The organism is Marinobacterium ramblicola, from assembly GCF_019084545.1.
Taxonomy (GTDB): domain Bacteria; phylum Pseudomonadota; class Gammaproteobacteria; order Pseudomonadales; family Balneatricaceae; genus Marinobacterium_D; species Marinobacterium_D ramblicola.
In genome coordinates this window covers 1-15,030 of record NZ_JAHREP010000026.1, presented here as the reverse complement: position 1 = coordinate 15,030, position 15,030 = coordinate 1, and the positions used below count along the sequence as shown (strand labels likewise).

Genomic DNA, 15,030 nt, shown 5'->3' with positions numbered 1-15,030 from the left:
CATCAAAAGCTCTGCGCGATGCGCAGTGCCAGTTGATAGCCCTCGGTGCGGTTTTCCGCATCGAACTCCTTGTAGGCATGCAGCCATACCGCCGGCAAGCCCGGTCGGAAGAAGCTCAGCGCAGGCCCCGCCGCGAACACCTGTGCACGGTTGCCATTGGTCAGCCCCGGGCCTTTGTCATCGCTGATCTGGCGGTAGTAGTAGCCACCCAGCCCCACAGTCCACTCCTTGACGTGCTGACCGACCGCGAACTCATGGCGATACTCGGTGCCACTGCGATAGTCCGTGTCATCGTTACGGGTATTGAAATCGAGCTGGAAGCTGGAGGAGAGCTCAAAACCGGTATCGGAGATATAGCTGGCGTTGAGAATCGGTGAGAAGGTCCAGTGGTTCAAACCCGGCGACACCAAACGGTTCTTGTCATAATCGCCGGTCGGTGCCTGGATCTGGAACTGGGCGTTCACGCCCAAGTTGCGCGAGGGGTTCCATTGCAGAATCAGCGGTGTCACCGTCATATCCGCCTGGCGGAACAGCTCGGCACTGTCGGAAAAGGTACCGAAAGGTGTCGGTACATTCAGCGATGCATCCATGCGGAAGAACGGCAGTACGGCACTCCAACCATACTTGGCGCCCCAGAGCTCATAATCCGTCATCCGTACATGGGCCAAACTGACCGACAGGACGTCGAGGGACAGATCCACCGGCGCATCCCCGCCCGAGTTGTCCTTGAGTTTATTGGCCGAATAGAAGGCCACACGGGTTCCAAACGCGCCATTCGGCGTCGCCGGCGGCATAAAGCCGGCACCGAAATCGTACAGACCAAAGGCAGTGGTCGGCGCACCGCCTTCGGTCGCCTGCACGGAAGCCGCAGATAGAATCAGGATCGCGCCGCCAACGGCACGCGTTATTGTTTTTGGACGCATTGGCTACTCCGGTGTTTTTTGTTGTTCGATACAACAATCACACTACAAAGGAGTCAGCCCGATGGGTTATCCGAAATCAGCACAATATTGCCGCGCTCGACTCAGGGTATCCGAGGGACGCTCACCGAACAGCTGCCGATACTCGGCGGCGAAACGGCTCAGGTGCCAAAACCCCCAGTTCGCGGCAATATCTTGAACGGTGATGGTCGAATCGGCCTGCAACAGCGCGCGGTGTACGGCGTTAAGCCGTAATATCCTCAGGTAGGCGACAGGGTTGACGCCAAGCGTCTCCTGAAAGCAGTACTGCAGCTTACGGCGACTGGCACCGACGTGGTTACACAGATCCATGATGGAGGGTGGGTTGTCGCGATGGCTCAATGCGAACTCACAGGCCCGGTCGACGATCCGCTTACGCGCGGTAGAGGAGAGCGGGGTAACCTCCTCGGAGTCGATCAGATCCAGCAGGTGCAGCAGGACCGTATCGCGGATGCCGGCTCGAATCGCCGTGTGAGCCAATAGTCCCGGCCCCTCTCTGTCCGTGACACTATTAATAAGGCTCGCAAGCTCTTCACGGCAGGAGAAATTAGCCAACTGAAAGCAGCCCGCTACAACGTTCAAATCCAGCCTGAGGTCACGTTGCTGCTTCGCCAGCATCGTCTCAAGCAGAGACTTATCGACCGCAACGCATAGCAGATCCACGTCGGCGGGCGTGCACAGATCCGGCAACTGATCGCCCGCCCCGGCCAGGACGCTCTGCACGTTGATCGCGCGACCGTCGCAATAGAACGAGTGATCTTTCGCCGCCAACGGCAGACTGAATGTCACCGCACCGTCCCAGGACTGACCACTTTTCACCATCGCCTGATTGGCCCGGTCTCTGATCAGCTGCATGCCGTCCAGGTCCAGCTCGGTTATGCTGCCTTCGAACAGGCCAGGAGTGACCTGGTTGTAGCGCATCTCCCAACCGCTGAAACCGCGTGCATGATCTTCGACATTGCGGGTATGGCGATGACGGAGGCCGAAACGCTCAAAAGGTATTTCAACGTGCTCTAGGTGCATGACGGCAACACCGACTTTCTTGTTATGATTATTTTTTAATCAGAACAATTTTCATGCCGATTGGCAACCGTCGACGCCACATTTGCCAAAATCGGATAGTGAGTCTGCATCGATTGATCTTATTGCCAGGTCAATTACCCTCCAATCCAATCGAATACCTCGCATCAATCCACTTTAGCGGCCGCCGACGGTCGCAGCAGCCGTTTCGCTTGCCGCCATCTACGCAACGAGTCGACGGTCATGATGCCAAGCGCTGTCCAGATCAGCCCGAAGGTGACCAGTTTGCCCGTACTCATCGGCTCGTCGTACACGAATACCGCCAGCAGAAACATGCCGCTTGGCGCAATGTACTGGAAAAAACCCAGTGCCGTCAGGCTGATCCTATTGGCCGCCGCCGCGAAACACATCAGCGGCACCATGGTGATCGGACCGGCGGCGAACAGCAGTAGATAGGTGACGGCCGTATGGTGAGCCGGCTCGCTGCCCGGACTGCTACTGAACAACAGGTAGCCCGCTGCAAGCGGCAGCAGCAGGCCGGTTTCCAGCGCCATGCCGGTAAAGCTGTCGACCCCGAGCTTCTTGCGCACCAGGCCGTACAACCCGAAGGTGGAGGCCAATATAAGGGCAACCCAGGGCAGGCGCCCGAACTGGATCAATTCGAACAGCACGGCAACGACGCACAGAGAGACGGCGAGCGTACGCACCCGGTCCAGCCGTTCACGAAAAAACAGCATACCCAGCAGGATGTTGATCAGCGGGTTGATGTAATAGCCCAGACTGGCGCTCAACATCAGGTTGGCGTTGACCGCCCAGATAAAGACACCCCAGTTCAATCCGATCAGCGCGGTGGAGGCAAGCAGAGCCCAGCGCGCGCGCGCCGAGCGTAGCGCGGCCAGCAGCACATCGCGTTTTTTCAGCAGCAGGATCAGACCAAGCGTCAGCAGAAAGGACCAGATGATGCGGTGTGCCAGAATCTCCACCGCCGGGATATCCTTCATCACCTTGAAGTAAACGGGCGCAACTGCCCACAGGATATAGGCGGTCAGGGCGTAGAGGACGCCGCTTTTGGTGGTCTGGTCCATGGCTGATCTTGATCGGTGTCAGTGGGGAGGTGAAGCAAGGATACCTGTTTTCCTGTCCGACAAGCCAAGAAAAGATAGACAAGATAAGGGCTGGACAGAGCCAGCCCTATCAACTCAGCGGGAATGCAGCGTATGCAGGAACTGGGTCCAGCGCTCCGGCTGACCATAGTAGCTGGAGACCTCAAGCCGACGCAGGCCTCCTTCCGTCTCCAGCAACAGCGTGGGAAAGCCGCCGCCACCGTTGGCGTCCAGCATCCGCCGGGTTTCATCGATATGGGCCATGACCGACTCGCTCTGCTGCGAAAAGGCGCTGCGGAAGGGTTCCGCCTCCAGGCCGAGCCCGGCGGCCAGTTCGACCAGGGTATCGAGTTCGGACACCCTGCATCCGTCGACATAGTGCGCATGCTGGATCGCCGCCTGCATCGCCAGGGGATCGGCTCCCAGCGCCGCCACCGCCCGAATCGCCGTGATCGGCGGCAGCGAATTTAGCACCGTAGCGGCGTCCTGCAGCAGCCCGTTCAGATAGGCGTCACCGAAGGGCTGGCCGGTGAGTTGCCCAATGCGACGATCACTGGCGATGATATGCCGGCGCATCGCCGGTGCGATCGCCTGACCACGCATCAAGCCGCCTCCATGCAGCACCAGTTCGAACGCATCCATTGCCTGGATCGCATCGATCAGAGGTTCCGCGGCGTAGCACCAGCCGCACAGCGGGTCGAAGATGTAGTGCAGTATCGGCTTTCTCACGAGCTCCTCCTTACAGAATCTGCACGACCTGGTCGAAGCGGAGACGATCGCCACGCGGATGATGACCGCCCTCGACGCCGTAACCCAAGTTGACGATGAAATTGACCTTCCAGCGCCCCTCCGGGAAGAACGCCTGGTTTACCTGGTGCGGATCGAAGCCGCTCATCGCGCCGCAGTCCAGCCCCAACGCTCGCGCCGCCATGATCAGGTATGCGCCCTGCAGGGAGGCGTTGCGGAAAGAGCTTGGCAATGGTGTCGTCGTCGACTGGCCGGTCGGAGAATTGGTTGTAGCTGTGTGCCTTAAAGAACAGTCGGTCGAGAGCGTCCTGATTCAATGCAGTTTTCAATGTTCAATCTCCAATCGGGTGTAGGGTACCGGACAGCTCAATGCTGATCACCAGTCTAAGCCGGCAGCGATCCGAGCATCTGCCTCGGCTTGTTTCAGTTGACGCTACTCTACCCTCTTGATTGGATCGCAAATACGCCCAAAAATGTTACTTATTATTTCAATTATTGAGCATATATGGACCGTTTAACCGCCATGCAGGTATTTGTCGAGGTTGCCAAGCGGGGCGGTTTCAGCGCCGCCGCCGAGCATCTCGATATCAACCGGGTCAAGGTCACGCGCTATGTCAGCGAGTTGGAAAGCTGGTTGGGCACTCGTCTACTGCAACGCTCCACCCGCCGGGTTTCGTTGACCGAGGCGGGCGAAGCCTGCCTGCGACAGTGTGAACAGATGCTGGCGCTGACTCAGGATTTGAGATCGACCATCGGACAGCGTGACAGCTCTCCGAGCGGGCAACTGCGGATGACCACCAGCATCTCGTTCGGCCAGGCCCATCTGACCAACGCCGTGGTCGATTATCTGAAGCTGTATCCCGATGTCTCAGTGGATCTGATGGTGGCCGACCACGCGGTCGACCTGGTCGAGGAGCGGGTGGATCTGGCGATCCGTATCGCCGGCGAACTGGATCCCAACCTGGTGGCGCGTCGCATCGCGCCCTGTCGCTCGGTGATCTGTGCGTCGCCTGGCTACCTCCAGACCAGAGGCACACCCACCCACCCGCAGGCGCTGACCGCGCATAACTGCCTGACCTATACCAATTTCGGCAGAAGCGAATGGCGCTTCGGCAATCGGCAGGGAGAGGAGGTCAATGTCGAGATCAGTGGCAACCTGACCGCCAACGAAGCCTCCATCCTGATGGCGGCCGCCCAGGCCGGCGCCGGCATCGCCCAGCTGCCGACCTACCTGGCCAACCCGCTGACCGATCGCGGTACGCTAATCGAGCTGTTGCCGGAATGGGACCCGCCGGAACTGGTGATCTGGGGCGTTTACCTGTCCCGTCGTCACCTGCCCGCATCGGTACGCACCATGCTCGACTTTCTGGCTGAACGCTTTCGCGATGCTCAATGCTGGGAGGGCTCAATACACTCGGGAGGTCGGACGCGGTAAAGCCTAGGTTTAACATCCCTGCGCATGCTGGCTGAAACCCTCTGGTCAACGCCTACCGATGCCACGTATTATCCCTAAGTTCGGCTGGACTTTAGTTAATATATTAATGACAATAAAGCCCTATAAATACTTAGAAATTTGACTCACCTGCCCGCAGATGCGTTCATCGGCACGGTACCGACACTATGCGTAAATTCGACGACTCAATCCCGCTGAAACTGCTCAAGGCGCGCGAAGCGTCGATGAACTTCTTCCGTCCCGTACTACAGGAGATTCCGCTGACCGAGCAGCAGTGGCGCGTCATCCGCGCACTGTACGAGTACAAGGAGCTGGAATCCAAACAGCTCGCCGATCTCTGCTGCATCCTCAGTCCCAGCCTCACCGGCATCATCAGCCGCTTGGAACAGCAGGGCTACATTCAACGCCGCAAGTCGACCGAAGATCAGCGCCGCGTACTGATCAGCCTGACCCAGCAGGCGATCGATATGTTCGAGCGCGTCAGCCCAACGCTGGAAGCGCGCTACCGCGCCATGGCCGAACAGTTTTCCGACGAGAACATGGAGCTGTTGCACGACCTGCTCAACAAGCTGTGCAAGATAAAACCCTGACACCGATCAATAAGAGTGCAACTGACTGAGCATACGCCCGGTTTGTGCATTGACTCTATTTAACATGTTAACTAGTTTAATATTTAACATGTTAATGAATTTGCCATTTTTGCCCTTCGGGCAAATACGGCTTGATGACCGGTCGGTGTTCCCGGCAGCCATCACACCACCCCCTCGACATAAGAAAGGTGTTCACAATGGGCGAAATCGTTCTTGCAGCTAAAATCACCCACGTTCCGACCATGCTGCTGTCGGAAAAGCCGGGCAAACTTGAAGGTTGTCGTCAGCAGGCGATCGACGGTCAACGCGAGATCGCGCGCCGCGCCAGGGCAGCGGGAGCCGACACCGTGGTGGTGCTCGACACTCACTGGCTGGTGAACGCCGGCTTCCATATCAACAGCAACCCTCACTTCAAGGGTGTCTACACCAGCCACGAGTTTCCCCACTTTATCCAGAACCTGGCCTACGAATATGAGGGCAAGCCGGAGCTGGGCGATGCGATCGCCGCCAAGGCGACCGAGCGCGGTGTGCACACCCTGTCGCATCAGGTGGAGACCCTGGATCTGGAGTACGGCACGCTGGTACCGATGTACTTCATGAACCCGGAAGCGGATCTGAAGGTCGTCTCGGTCGCCGCCTGGTGCACGGTGCACAACCTGAACGACTCCCGCGTACTCGGCGAGGCGATCGCCGAAGCGATCAAGGAGAGCGACAGCAAGGTGCTGCTGTTGGCCTCCGGCTCCCTGTCCCACAAGATCTGGGAGAACGAGCTGTATGAGGCGAACAACGGCACCTTTACCATCTCCCGCGAGTTCAACCGCCAGGTCGACCTGCGCGTGCTGGAGCTGTGGCAGAAGGGCGAGATCGCCACGTTCCTCAAGATGCTGCCGGAATACGCCCAGTACTGCGCCGGTGAAGGCGGCATGCACGACACCGCCATGCTGTTCGGCGCCCTGGGCTGGGACAACTACACCGGCAAGGGCGAACTGATCGGCGAATACTTCCCCAGCTCCGGTACCGGCCAGGCGAACGTGGTGTTCCCGGTCCAGTAAGCGACATCTGCTGTACCTCAAGCGGGGCCGGCAGGGCTTGAAGCCCCTGTCAGTCCCGCTTGAGCAATTCGCTCCAACTCGGGTCAATCCTCCCCTGCCGCGCCCTCTACGGAAGCAGAATCACCTCGAAATACGCCAAGCGTGGGCAGCAAACTCAACCTCATCGCTGTAAAAAAACTTACATATAAACGAGTTATAAGATCAGGCTTGGACTTTGCATTATTTTTTGCATTGGTAACGTTCGACACAACCAGATTTCCGGCAACGACGCCTCACCCGATTGCATCCCATCGATGCAGTCGCGTGGGGCGTTTTGTCGTTTATCACTCTGTTTAGCCAGCCCAACTGGAACGCATAGAGCTTTAGCCAGGCCTGGTGTCGAACCGGATAGAACCACCTCACAGGCGAATACACAAGGGAGAGTCTTAAATGCAGGGCGCCATACAACACCGTTTTCAGGAAAGCGACCTGCTGCCTCCCCAGCCCCATCCCGCCCCTCTGAGCCGACACTATCGAGGCAACGCTCTGAGCAGCCATTTCCAGCCGATCTACAGCATCGCGCACCGCTGCGCCGTCGGCTACGAGGGGCTGGTACGGGCTCAGCGCTGGGATGGCGTCTCGCTCACCCCCGCCGAGCTGTTTGCCCTGCCCTCGACCAGTAGCGAGATGCTGCAGCTGGACCGCCTGTGCCGCGCTCTGCATCTGGAAAATTTTGCCCGCCAGCAGACCGAACAGCAGTGGCTGTTTCTTAACCTCAACTCCCAGCTACTGATCAGCGAACAACCCGATAGCGGTTTTACCCGCCGCATGCTGGCAGACTTCGCCATCCCTGCGCACCGGATCGTGATCGAGATTCTGGAAAATCAGGTCCAGGACCTGGGCAGCCTGAAAGGCTTTATCGACCATCTGCGCGCGCTGGGCTGCCTGATTGCGGTCGACGATTTCGGTGCCGGTAGTTCCAACTTCGACCGCATCTGGCAACTGGAGCCGGATATCGTCAAGATCGACCGGCAACTGGTACAGCGGGCAGCCGAATCCAGCCGAGTTGGCAAAATGCTCAGCGGCATCATCGATCTGCTGCATGGTGCCGGCAGCCAGGTGGTATTGGAGGGTATCGAAACCGAGCAGCAGGCGATGCTGGCGATCGAGGCCAACGCCGATATGGTTCAGGGTTACTACTTTGCCAAGCCAGAGCCCCGAATCGCGAATCGCCCCAATGACAGGGAGCGCTTCGATCACCTGCTCATGCGGCGCAAGACCCAGCGCACCCAACTCCGTTACGCCAAGGATCTCTACATCCAGGCACTGGAATACCTGTTCAGGGTTGCGGCACAGCGATACCAACTGAGCCGGGATTTTTCGGCCAGCTGCAGCCAACTGCTGCAGGAGCCGAACACCCTGCGCTGTTATCTGCTGGATGAGTCGGGTGAGCAGATCCACAGCGGCATCACCCCTCATCATACCGGTCCCGATAGCAACCGACGCTTTGCACCGCTGCAGCAATACCGCAACGCCAGCTGGTCCCACCGCCCCTATCACTATCTGGCACTGGAAACACCTGGCCAGACCCAGATCAGCCAGCCCTATCTGTCGATCACCGATTCACGTCTGTGCATCACCCTGTCTCAGGCGATCGACCTGGGTAACCGATTGAGTGTGTTCTGCTGCGATTTTCTCTGCCCGGAGGAGTGAGTCGGATATCCTGCTCGATACCCGACTCCAAGGGAGATCAGCCCAGTTCGTTGGCCAGCAGCTCCAGTGCGTACTGCCCGGCGACCGAGTTGCCGTTGATATCGAGCGCGGGCGACCAGACGCAGACCGACATCCGGCCCGGCACGATCGCCGCAATGCCACCGCCGACCCCGCTCTTGGCCGGCAGCCCGACGCGGTAGGCGAACTCGCCCGCCGCGTCGTACATCCCGGAGGTAAACAGAATCGAGTTGATCTTGCGGGCCAGCTCCGGTTCGACGATCTGCTCCTGCGCCTGACGCGAATAGCCGGAGGCGGCCAGATAGTTCAACGCCACCGCCAGATCGGCACAGCTCATGCCCAGTGCGCAACAGGCGAAATAGGCGTAGAGCACATCGTCCACCTCGTTATCGATGTTACCGAACGCCTTCATCAGGTAGGCCATCGCGGCATTGCGCGAGCGGTGCTGCCACTCCGACTCCAGCACCTCGCGGTCGATCAGTACCCGGTTGTCGCCGGACAGCCGGCGCGCCACATCCTGCAGATACTGCGAGGGGGTGGCGAAGGCACTGACCAGGTGGTCGGTGACGACGATGGCACCGGCGTTGATGAAGGGGTTGCGCGGCTTGCCCCGCTCCACCTCCAGCTGGGTCAGGGAGTTGAACGGCATGCCGGAGGGGTTGAGCCCCACCCGCTCCCAAAGCCTGTTGCCGAACACCCGTAGCGACAGGGTGAGCAGAAACAGCTTGGAGATGCTCTGGATCGAGAACGCTTCTTGAGCATTCCCGGCGGTGTAAAGCTCCCCCTCGTTGGTGTAGATCGCGATACCGAAGCGGTCCGCCTCCTGCCGCGCCAGTGCCGGGATATAATCGGCCACCCGTCCCTGGCCCAGCCGGGTACGGGCGCGCTCGGCGATCGATTCAACCCAGGCCTGCATCTGCTGCGGACTCCGGTGCCCCCGGCCGGAGCCGGGGGTGGCGTACAGCAGCGGCATCAACCGGCTCCGGCCAGACTGCGCTGCGCCAGCATCCACAGCTCGCGCAGTGCCACCGAGAACACGGCACACTCCTTCTGCCCGACACCGCGCAGATCTGCCAGCATCTGCTGCCAACGGCTCAGCGCATCGCCATGATGCGACAGCCACCGCTCGATCACTGAGTCTGCGTCGGCGCTGTCGCGGTCGAACTGCAGCACGCTGACAGTCAGCGCGCGCTGCTGGCTGTCCAGCTCCTCACGGTAGCTGTCACGTGCCATCGCTTCCCAGTGGCTGTCGGCACTCAGTGCCTTGACCTGCTGATCGAACCAATGCAGCTCCAGCCGCTCGCCGAGACCGAAGTAGATATCCGCCACCTGCTCCAGCGGCTGACCGGTCTGAGCCGCCACCTCGATGATCGCCAGCGCCGAGTAGAGGCTGTCGCTACCGGCGACGACGCCGGCGAGATCATCCGGCACCCCGGCATCGGTGAGCTCATTGAAGCGGGCCTGCCAGTTCTGCAGCGGCTCGCCACTGAGGCGCACGGCAAGCGACTGGCTCAGTCCCGCCACGCCCTGACGGTAGCGCTCGACTGCTTCAGCAGCGTTGCGCAGCAGCTCCGGCTGACGCAACACCCAGCGGCAGGCGCGCCGCGCCAGACGTACCAGATCGCTCATCATGTCGAGCTGGACCGCGGCCGGCACCCGATTATCGAGTGCTTCGATTCGCCGCCAGAGTGCCGGCAGCTCGAACAGGTCACGGCTGATCACATAGGCGGTCAGGATCTGCGCCAACCCGGCGCCGGTGGACTGTCGCAGACGGTTGGCGAAGCTCGGCCCCAAAGTGTTGACCATATCGTTGGCCAGCTGCGTGGCAACGATCTCCGGTTTCAGACGATGCCGCTGCAGCGGTTCAGGGTAGGCCGCGACCAGACGCTCCGGGAAGGCGGTTGCCAGCGCGGCGCCCAGGTAGCAGTCGTCGGTGACCTCGGTCGCCCGCATCAGCTCCTCCTTCAGCTCCGCCTTGGCGTAGGCCAGCAGCACCGACAGTTCCGGACGGGTCAGGGCCGGACCGCGGTCGCGGCGCTCGGCGAACAGGGCATCGTCCGGTATCGCTTCCAGCACCCGGTCCAGGCGACCGCGGCTCTCCAGATGCTGAATCAGGCGCAGATACTCGTCCGGCGCGTGGCGCACATGGCGCTCGGCCAGGCTCAGCGCCTGCACCTGGCGGTAGTTGTTGCGCAGTACCAGCTCGGCCACCTCATCGGTCATCTCCGCCAGCAGGCGGTTGCGCTGCTTCAGCGTCAGGTCACCGGCGGCGACCAGGTCGTTGAGCAGGATCTTGATGTTGACCTCGTGGTCGGAGCAGTCGACACCACCGGCGTTGTCGATGAAATCGGTGTTGCAGGCACCACCATTGGCGGCGAACTCGGCACGGCCCAGCTGGGTGAAGCCCAGGTTGCCGCCCTCGCCCAGCACCCGGCAGCGCAGCTCCCGGCCATCGATGCGCAGTCCGTCATTGGCCTTGTCGCCCACCTCGGCGTGGGTTTCGCTGCTGGCCTTGACGTAGGTGCCGATGCCGCCGTTCCAGATCAGGTCCACCGGCGAGCGCAGCAGCGCGCTGATCAGCTCGTTCGGCGTCAATCGTGTCTCTGTGATACCGAAGCGCTCGCGCATCGGTGCGGTTATCTCGATCCACTTGGCACTGCGTAAAAAGACACCGCCCCCCTGGGAGATCAGACCGGAGTCGTAATCGGCCCAGGTGGTGCGGGGCAGTGCAAAAAGTCGCTGCCGCTCGGCAAAGCTCGCGGTAGCGTCCGGCTCGGGATCGATAAAGATATGCTGATGGTTGAATGCCGCCACCAGGCGGATATGCTCGGACAGCAACATGCCGTTGCCGAACACGTCACCCGACATGTCGCCGATGGCGACGACAGTGAAGCTCTCGCTTTGGGTATCCAGCTCCTGCTCGCGGAAGTGACGCTTGACCGACTCCCAGGCGCCGCGGGCGGTGATCCCCATCTTTTTGTGGTCGTAGCCCTGGCTGCCGCCGGAGGCGAAGGCATCGCCGAGCCAGAAGCCATACTCCTCAGCGATGGCGTTGGCGATATCGGAGAAGGTGGCGGTACCCTTGTCGGCTGCCACTACCAGGTAGGGGTCGTCCTCGTCGTGACGCACCACCTCGGCCGGCGGCACCAGTTCGCCGCCGACCAGGTTATCGGTCAGGTCCAGCAGGCCACGGATAAAGGTCTGGTAGCAGGCGATCCCCTCGGCCAGCATCGCCTCCCGGTCACCGCCATCGGGCAGCCGCTTGGCGACGAAGCCGCCCTTGGCCCCCACCGGCACGATCACCGCGTTTTTCACCTGCTGCGCCTTGACCAGGCCCAGCACCTCGGTACGGTAGTCCTCCAGCCGGTCCGACCAGCGCAGGCCGCCGCGGGCCACCTTGCCGCCACGCAGATGCACACCCTCGACCCGGGGCGAATAGACGAAGATCTCGAACTTCGGTCGCGGCTTGGGGATCTCCGGAATCGCGCCCGGGTCCAGCTTGAAGGAGAAGTAGCCGCGTGGCAGTCCCGCTTCGTCGGTGCGGAAATAGTTGGTTCTCAGCGTCGCCTTGATCAGCACCAGGTAGCGGCGAAGGATCTTGTCATCGTCCAGGCTGGTGACGCGATCCAGCCCCTCCAGGATGCTCTGCTCCAGCCGCTCAGCCAGCGCCTGCACCTTGTCGCTGACCTGACGCGCGGGCTCGAAGCGGGCGCGGAACAGCGCCACCAACTGGCGGGCGATCTGTGGATAACGACACAGCGCCTCGGCGATATAGGTCTGGCTGAAGCCCAGACGCAGCTGTTTGCTGTAGCGCGCATAGGCGCGCAGCAGCGCCACCTCACGCCAGTTCAAACGAGCCGACAACACCAGGCGGTTGAACGGGTCGTTCTCGGCATCGCCATGCCACAGGCGCAGAAACGCCTCCTGCACGATCGGCTTGATCGCCTCCAGCTCCACCGGCTCGGCGGCACGGGGGACCAGCGTAAAGTCGTGCAGCCAGAAACGCTGGCCGTCGCGGCGCTGCACCGGATAGGGGTGCTCGCCCAGCACCTTGAGCCCGAGCTGTTCCAGGATCGGCAGCACATCGGACAGCACGATGGAGCGCTCGGCCTGATACAGTTTGCAGCGCAGCACCTCGGAGGCCGGTTCCAATGCCCGGTAGAAACTCATCGCCACCGGCTGCTTCGCGGACAGTTGTTCAAGGTGGTAGATATCGAGCAACGCACTGCGCGGCGAAAAATGCTCGCGATAGGCGGATGGAAACGCCTGTGCATAATTCATCGCCAGACGGTTGCCCTGCTCCTCACCGTTGACATCCACCAGGCCGCCCTTGAGCTCGTCATCCCAGGCGCGGGAGGCTTCGATGACCCGGCGCTCCAGGCGCTTGAAGTCGCAGCCCGGCTTCGATTGCGGATCGACTCTGAGTACGAAATGGACACGGGCCAGAATCGAATCGGAGAAACGGGTACGGAACTCCACCTCCTGCGCCTGCAGCTGCTCCGTCAGCACCGCCTGGATCTTCTGTCGCAACGCGCTGTTAAACAGTTCGCGCGGTACATAGTAGAGACAGGAGTAGAACTCCTGGCAGGCGTCCCGGCGGATCAGCAGGCGGACCTTATGCCGCTCCTGCAGATCGAAAATGCCGATTGCGGTTTGATAAAGCTCATCGGTGGTGGCCAGGAACAGCTCTTCGCGCGGCAGATCCTCGAGGATATCCAACAGCTCCTTGCTGCTGTGGCCATCGGGGGTGAAGCCGGCACGCTTGAGCACCGCCTCCGCTTTCGCCCGCACCAGAGGAATCTCGGTCAGCGAGCGTCGATACACCGGCGAGGTGTAGAGGCCGACGAAGCGATGGATAGCGGTCACCTTGCCGCCGGCATCGACGCTGCGCACACTGACAACATCCAGATACGCGGGACGGTGCACCCTGGAGCGGCGCCCCTCACGGGAGAAGCTCAACGCGCTGCCGTCGGTTGCAGCAGCCAGGCTGTTCGGCGGTGTCTGCTCTCCTGCCAATGCCTGAATGCCTAGTGAGGCTTGCGTCAGCCGTTGCCAGCCTTTGCCTTTTCCGGCGGACTCAAAAACCTCGTAACCAAGAAACGTGAAATGGTTGTCCAGTAACCATGCGAGAAACTCTGCCGTGTGTTGCGCCTGCTCCCCGCTCTGTGCCTTTGTCATCTCAACCAGCTGACCGACGCTGGCACGCATCTGCGTGTGATCAGCGACCGCCACCCGCACCTCGGCCAATACTTCCAGCAGCCCCTGCTGCAGGGCTTTCAGTACCTCGGGATCGGACTGGCGGTCGATCTCGAGATGGATCAGAGACTCTCGGCGGCACTCCTCGCCCTGTTTCTCTTCGTTCAGTATCGCTTGCAGTTGCCCCTGATCGCGCTGCACACAAAGCACGGTGTTGCAGATGGTATGGATAGCCAGTTCGCGGCGATTCAGCTCCATGCGGATTGAGTCGACCAGGAACGGCATGTCCGACTGCAGCACCTCGATGACGGTGTGGCCGGACTGCCAGCCATGCTGCTCGAAGTCCGGATTGAACACCCGTACCTTGGGTTCGTCGACGCGGTGTTGCTGCAAAAACTGCCAGGCCGACAGGGTAACGCCGAGCAGGTCATCCAGCGAACGCTGCATCAGTTCGTCGCTGGGGATCACCTGGTAGTAGCGTCGTGCGAGTGAGGTGATGGCGTCTACCTCCTCGCGGGGAAAGCGTGCCTGGAGATTTTCGCCAATTCGGTTGATCAGTTGTTCTTTATTATCGTATTCGGGGTGACTATCGGACATTGGGGCACCTTGCGCGGACACGCAATACGGTTCTTTGGGGTTGCTTATGGTCTGTTGCTTATAGTGATTCCGGGTGCAAAAACGCCCGCCCGCAGGCGGGCGTCCCGTACCCGGTTTGGATCAGTGATTGAGGATCTGGCTGAGGAACAGCTGGGTCCGTTCATGCTGCGGGTTGTTGAAGAACTCGTGCGGGTCGTTCTCCTCCACGATCTGCCCGGCGTCCATGAAGATCACCCGGTCCGCCACGGTCTTGGCGAAGCCCATCTCGTGGGTCACGCAGAGCATGGTCATCCCCTCCTGGGCCAGCTCGATCATCACGTCGAGCACCTCCTTGATCATCTCCGGGTCCAGCGCCGAGGTCGGCTCGTCGAACAGCATCACGTCCGGGTTCATGCACAGACTGCGGGCGATCGCCACACGCTGCTGCTGACCGCCGGAGAGCTGCCCCGGGTACTTCAGTGCCTGCTCCGGGATCTTGACGCGTTCGAGGTACTTCATCGCCGTGGCCTCGGCCTCCTTGCGCGGCACCTTCTTCACCCAGATCGGCGCCAGCACGCAGTTCTCCAGCACGGTCAGGTGCGGGAACAGGTTGAAGTGCTGGAA

12 protein-coding genes are annotated in these 15,030 nt (G+C 60.9%); 4 read left to right on the top strand and 8 right to left on the bottom strand.

Annotated elements, in window-relative coordinates; translation table 11 throughout:
- Positions 1 to 2: 2 nt before the first annotated feature.
- From KQ940_RS17955 to KQ940_RS17935, 5 genes are all read right to left on the bottom strand, one after another.
- Complete coding sequence (locus tag KQ940_RS17955) at positions 3 to 923, bottom strand: SphA family protein (RefSeq protein WP_217415191.1); 921 nt, start codon at positions 921 to 923, stop codon at positions 3 to 5.
- Between the two features lie 66 nt (positions 924 to 989).
- Entirely contained in the window at positions 990 to 1,982 is a 993-nt protein-coding gene (locus KQ940_RS17950; protein ID WP_217415190.1) for a helix-turn-helix domain-containing protein, read from the bottom strand.
- Positions 1,983 to 2,146: 164 nt separating this feature from the next.
- Positions 2,147 to 3,064, bottom strand: a complete 918-nt coding sequence (rarD, locus tag KQ940_RS17945; protein ID WP_217415189.1) for an EamA family transporter RarD — start codon at positions 3,062 to 3,064, stop codon at positions 2,147 to 2,149.
- Between the two features lie 114 nt (positions 3,065 to 3,178).
- Positions 3,179 to 3,811 (bottom strand): DsbA family protein, encoded by a 633-nt coding sequence (locus KQ940_RS17940; protein ID WP_217415188.1) that lies wholly within the window; start codon positions 3,809 to 3,811, stop codon positions 3,179 to 3,181.
- Between the two features lie 10 nt (positions 3,812 to 3,821).
- The gene (locus tag KQ940_RS17935; RefSeq protein ID WP_217415187.1) at positions 3,822 to 4,061 is read right to left on the bottom strand and encodes a nitroreductase family protein; all 240 of its coding nucleotides are present in this window, start codon (positions 4,059 to 4,061) and stop codon (positions 3,822 to 3,824) included.
- Between the two features lie 273 nt (positions 4,062 to 4,334).
- Between KQ940_RS17935 and KQ940_RS17930 the strand changes: the two genes are divergently transcribed.
- The 4 genes from KQ940_RS17930 to KQ940_RS17915 all read left to right on the top strand — a co-directional run bounded on the left by KQ940_RS17930 (position 4,335) and on the right by KQ940_RS17915 (position 8,616).
- The gene (locus KQ940_RS17930) at positions 4,335 to 5,264 is read left to right on the top strand and encodes a LysR family transcriptional regulator (RefSeq protein ID WP_217415186.1); all 930 of its coding nucleotides are present in this window, start codon (positions 4,335 to 4,337) and stop codon (positions 5,262 to 5,264) included.
- Positions 5,265 to 5,449: 185 nt separating this feature from the next.
- Positions 5,450 to 5,872 (top strand): homoprotocatechuate degradation operon regulator HpaR, encoded by a 423-nt coding sequence (hpaR, locus tag KQ940_RS17925; RefSeq protein WP_217415185.1) that lies wholly within the window; start codon positions 5,450 to 5,452, stop codon positions 5,870 to 5,872.
- 197 nt (positions 5,873 to 6,069) lie between these two features.
- Positions 6,070 to 6,924, top strand: coding sequence for a 3,4-dihydroxyphenylacetate 2,3-dioxygenase (gene hpaD, locus KQ940_RS17920; RefSeq protein ID WP_217415184.1), 855 nt, complete (start codon positions 6,070 to 6,072; stop codon positions 6,922 to 6,924).
- 429 nt (positions 6,925 to 7,353) lie between these two features.
- A complete protein-coding gene (locus tag KQ940_RS17915) occupies positions 7,354 to 8,616 on the top strand; it encodes a sensor domain-containing phosphodiesterase (protein ID WP_217415183.1) in 1,263 nt (420 codons plus the stop codon).
- A 37-nt stretch (positions 8,617 to 8,653) separates the two neighbouring features.
- Here the strand turns inward: KQ940_RS17915 and glsB are convergent, their stop codons facing one another.
- From glsB to KQ940_RS17900, 3 genes are all read right to left on the bottom strand, one after another.
- Entirely contained in the window at positions 8,654 to 9,607 is a 954-nt protein-coding gene (glsB, locus tag KQ940_RS17910; protein WP_343222681.1) for a glutaminase B, read from the bottom strand.
- A complete protein-coding gene (locus KQ940_RS17905; RefSeq protein ID WP_217415182.1) occupies positions 9,607 to 14,427 on the bottom strand; it encodes an NAD-glutamate dehydrogenase in 4,821 nt (1,606 codons plus the stop codon). The genes glsB and KQ940_RS17905 overlap by 1 nt, the downstream gene beginning before the upstream one ends.
- A 120-nt stretch (positions 14,428 to 14,547) precedes the next feature.
- Positions 14,548 to 15,030 (bottom strand): amino acid ABC transporter ATP-binding protein (locus KQ940_RS17900; protein ID WP_217415180.1); only part of this gene is annotated, 483 nt, incomplete at its 5' end.

What these genes read in the sequence shown, in the direction of transcription:
- KQ940_RS17955 (WP_217415191.1), bottom strand. Translation starts at nt 923, where the DNA reads ATGCGTCCAAAAACAATAACGCGTGCCGTTGGCGGCGCGATCCTGATT.
- KQ940_RS17950 (WP_217415190.1), bottom strand. Translation starts at nt 1,982, where the DNA reads ATGCACCTAGAGCACGTTGAAATACCTTTTGAGCGTTTCGGCCTCCGT.
- rarD (WP_217415189.1), bottom strand. Translation starts at nt 3,064, where the DNA reads ATGGACCAGACCACCAAAAGCGGCGTCCTCTACGCCCTGACCGCCTAT.
- KQ940_RS17930 (WP_217415186.1), top strand. Translation starts at nt 4,335, where the DNA reads ATGGACCGTTTAACCGCCATGCAGGTATTTGTCGAGGTTGCCAAGCGG.
- hpaR (WP_217415185.1), top strand. Translation starts at nt 5,450, where the DNA reads ATGCGTAAATTCGACGACTCAATCCCGCTGAAACTGCTCAAGGCGCGC.
- hpaD (WP_217415184.1), top strand. Translation starts at nt 6,070, where the DNA reads ATGGGCGAAATCGTTCTTGCAGCTAAAATCACCCACGTTCCGACCATG.
- KQ940_RS17915 (WP_217415183.1), top strand. Translation starts at nt 7,354, where the DNA reads ATGCAGGGCGCCATACAACACCGTTTTCAGGAAAGCGACCTGCTGCCT.
- glsB (WP_343222681.1), bottom strand. Translation starts at nt 9,607, where the DNA reads ATGCCGCTGCTGTACGCCACCCCCGGCTCCGGCCGGGGGCACCGGAGT.
- KQ940_RS17905 (WP_217415182.1), bottom strand. Translation starts at nt 14,427, where the DNA reads ATGTCCGATAGTCACCCCGAATACGATAATAAAGAACAACTGATCAAC.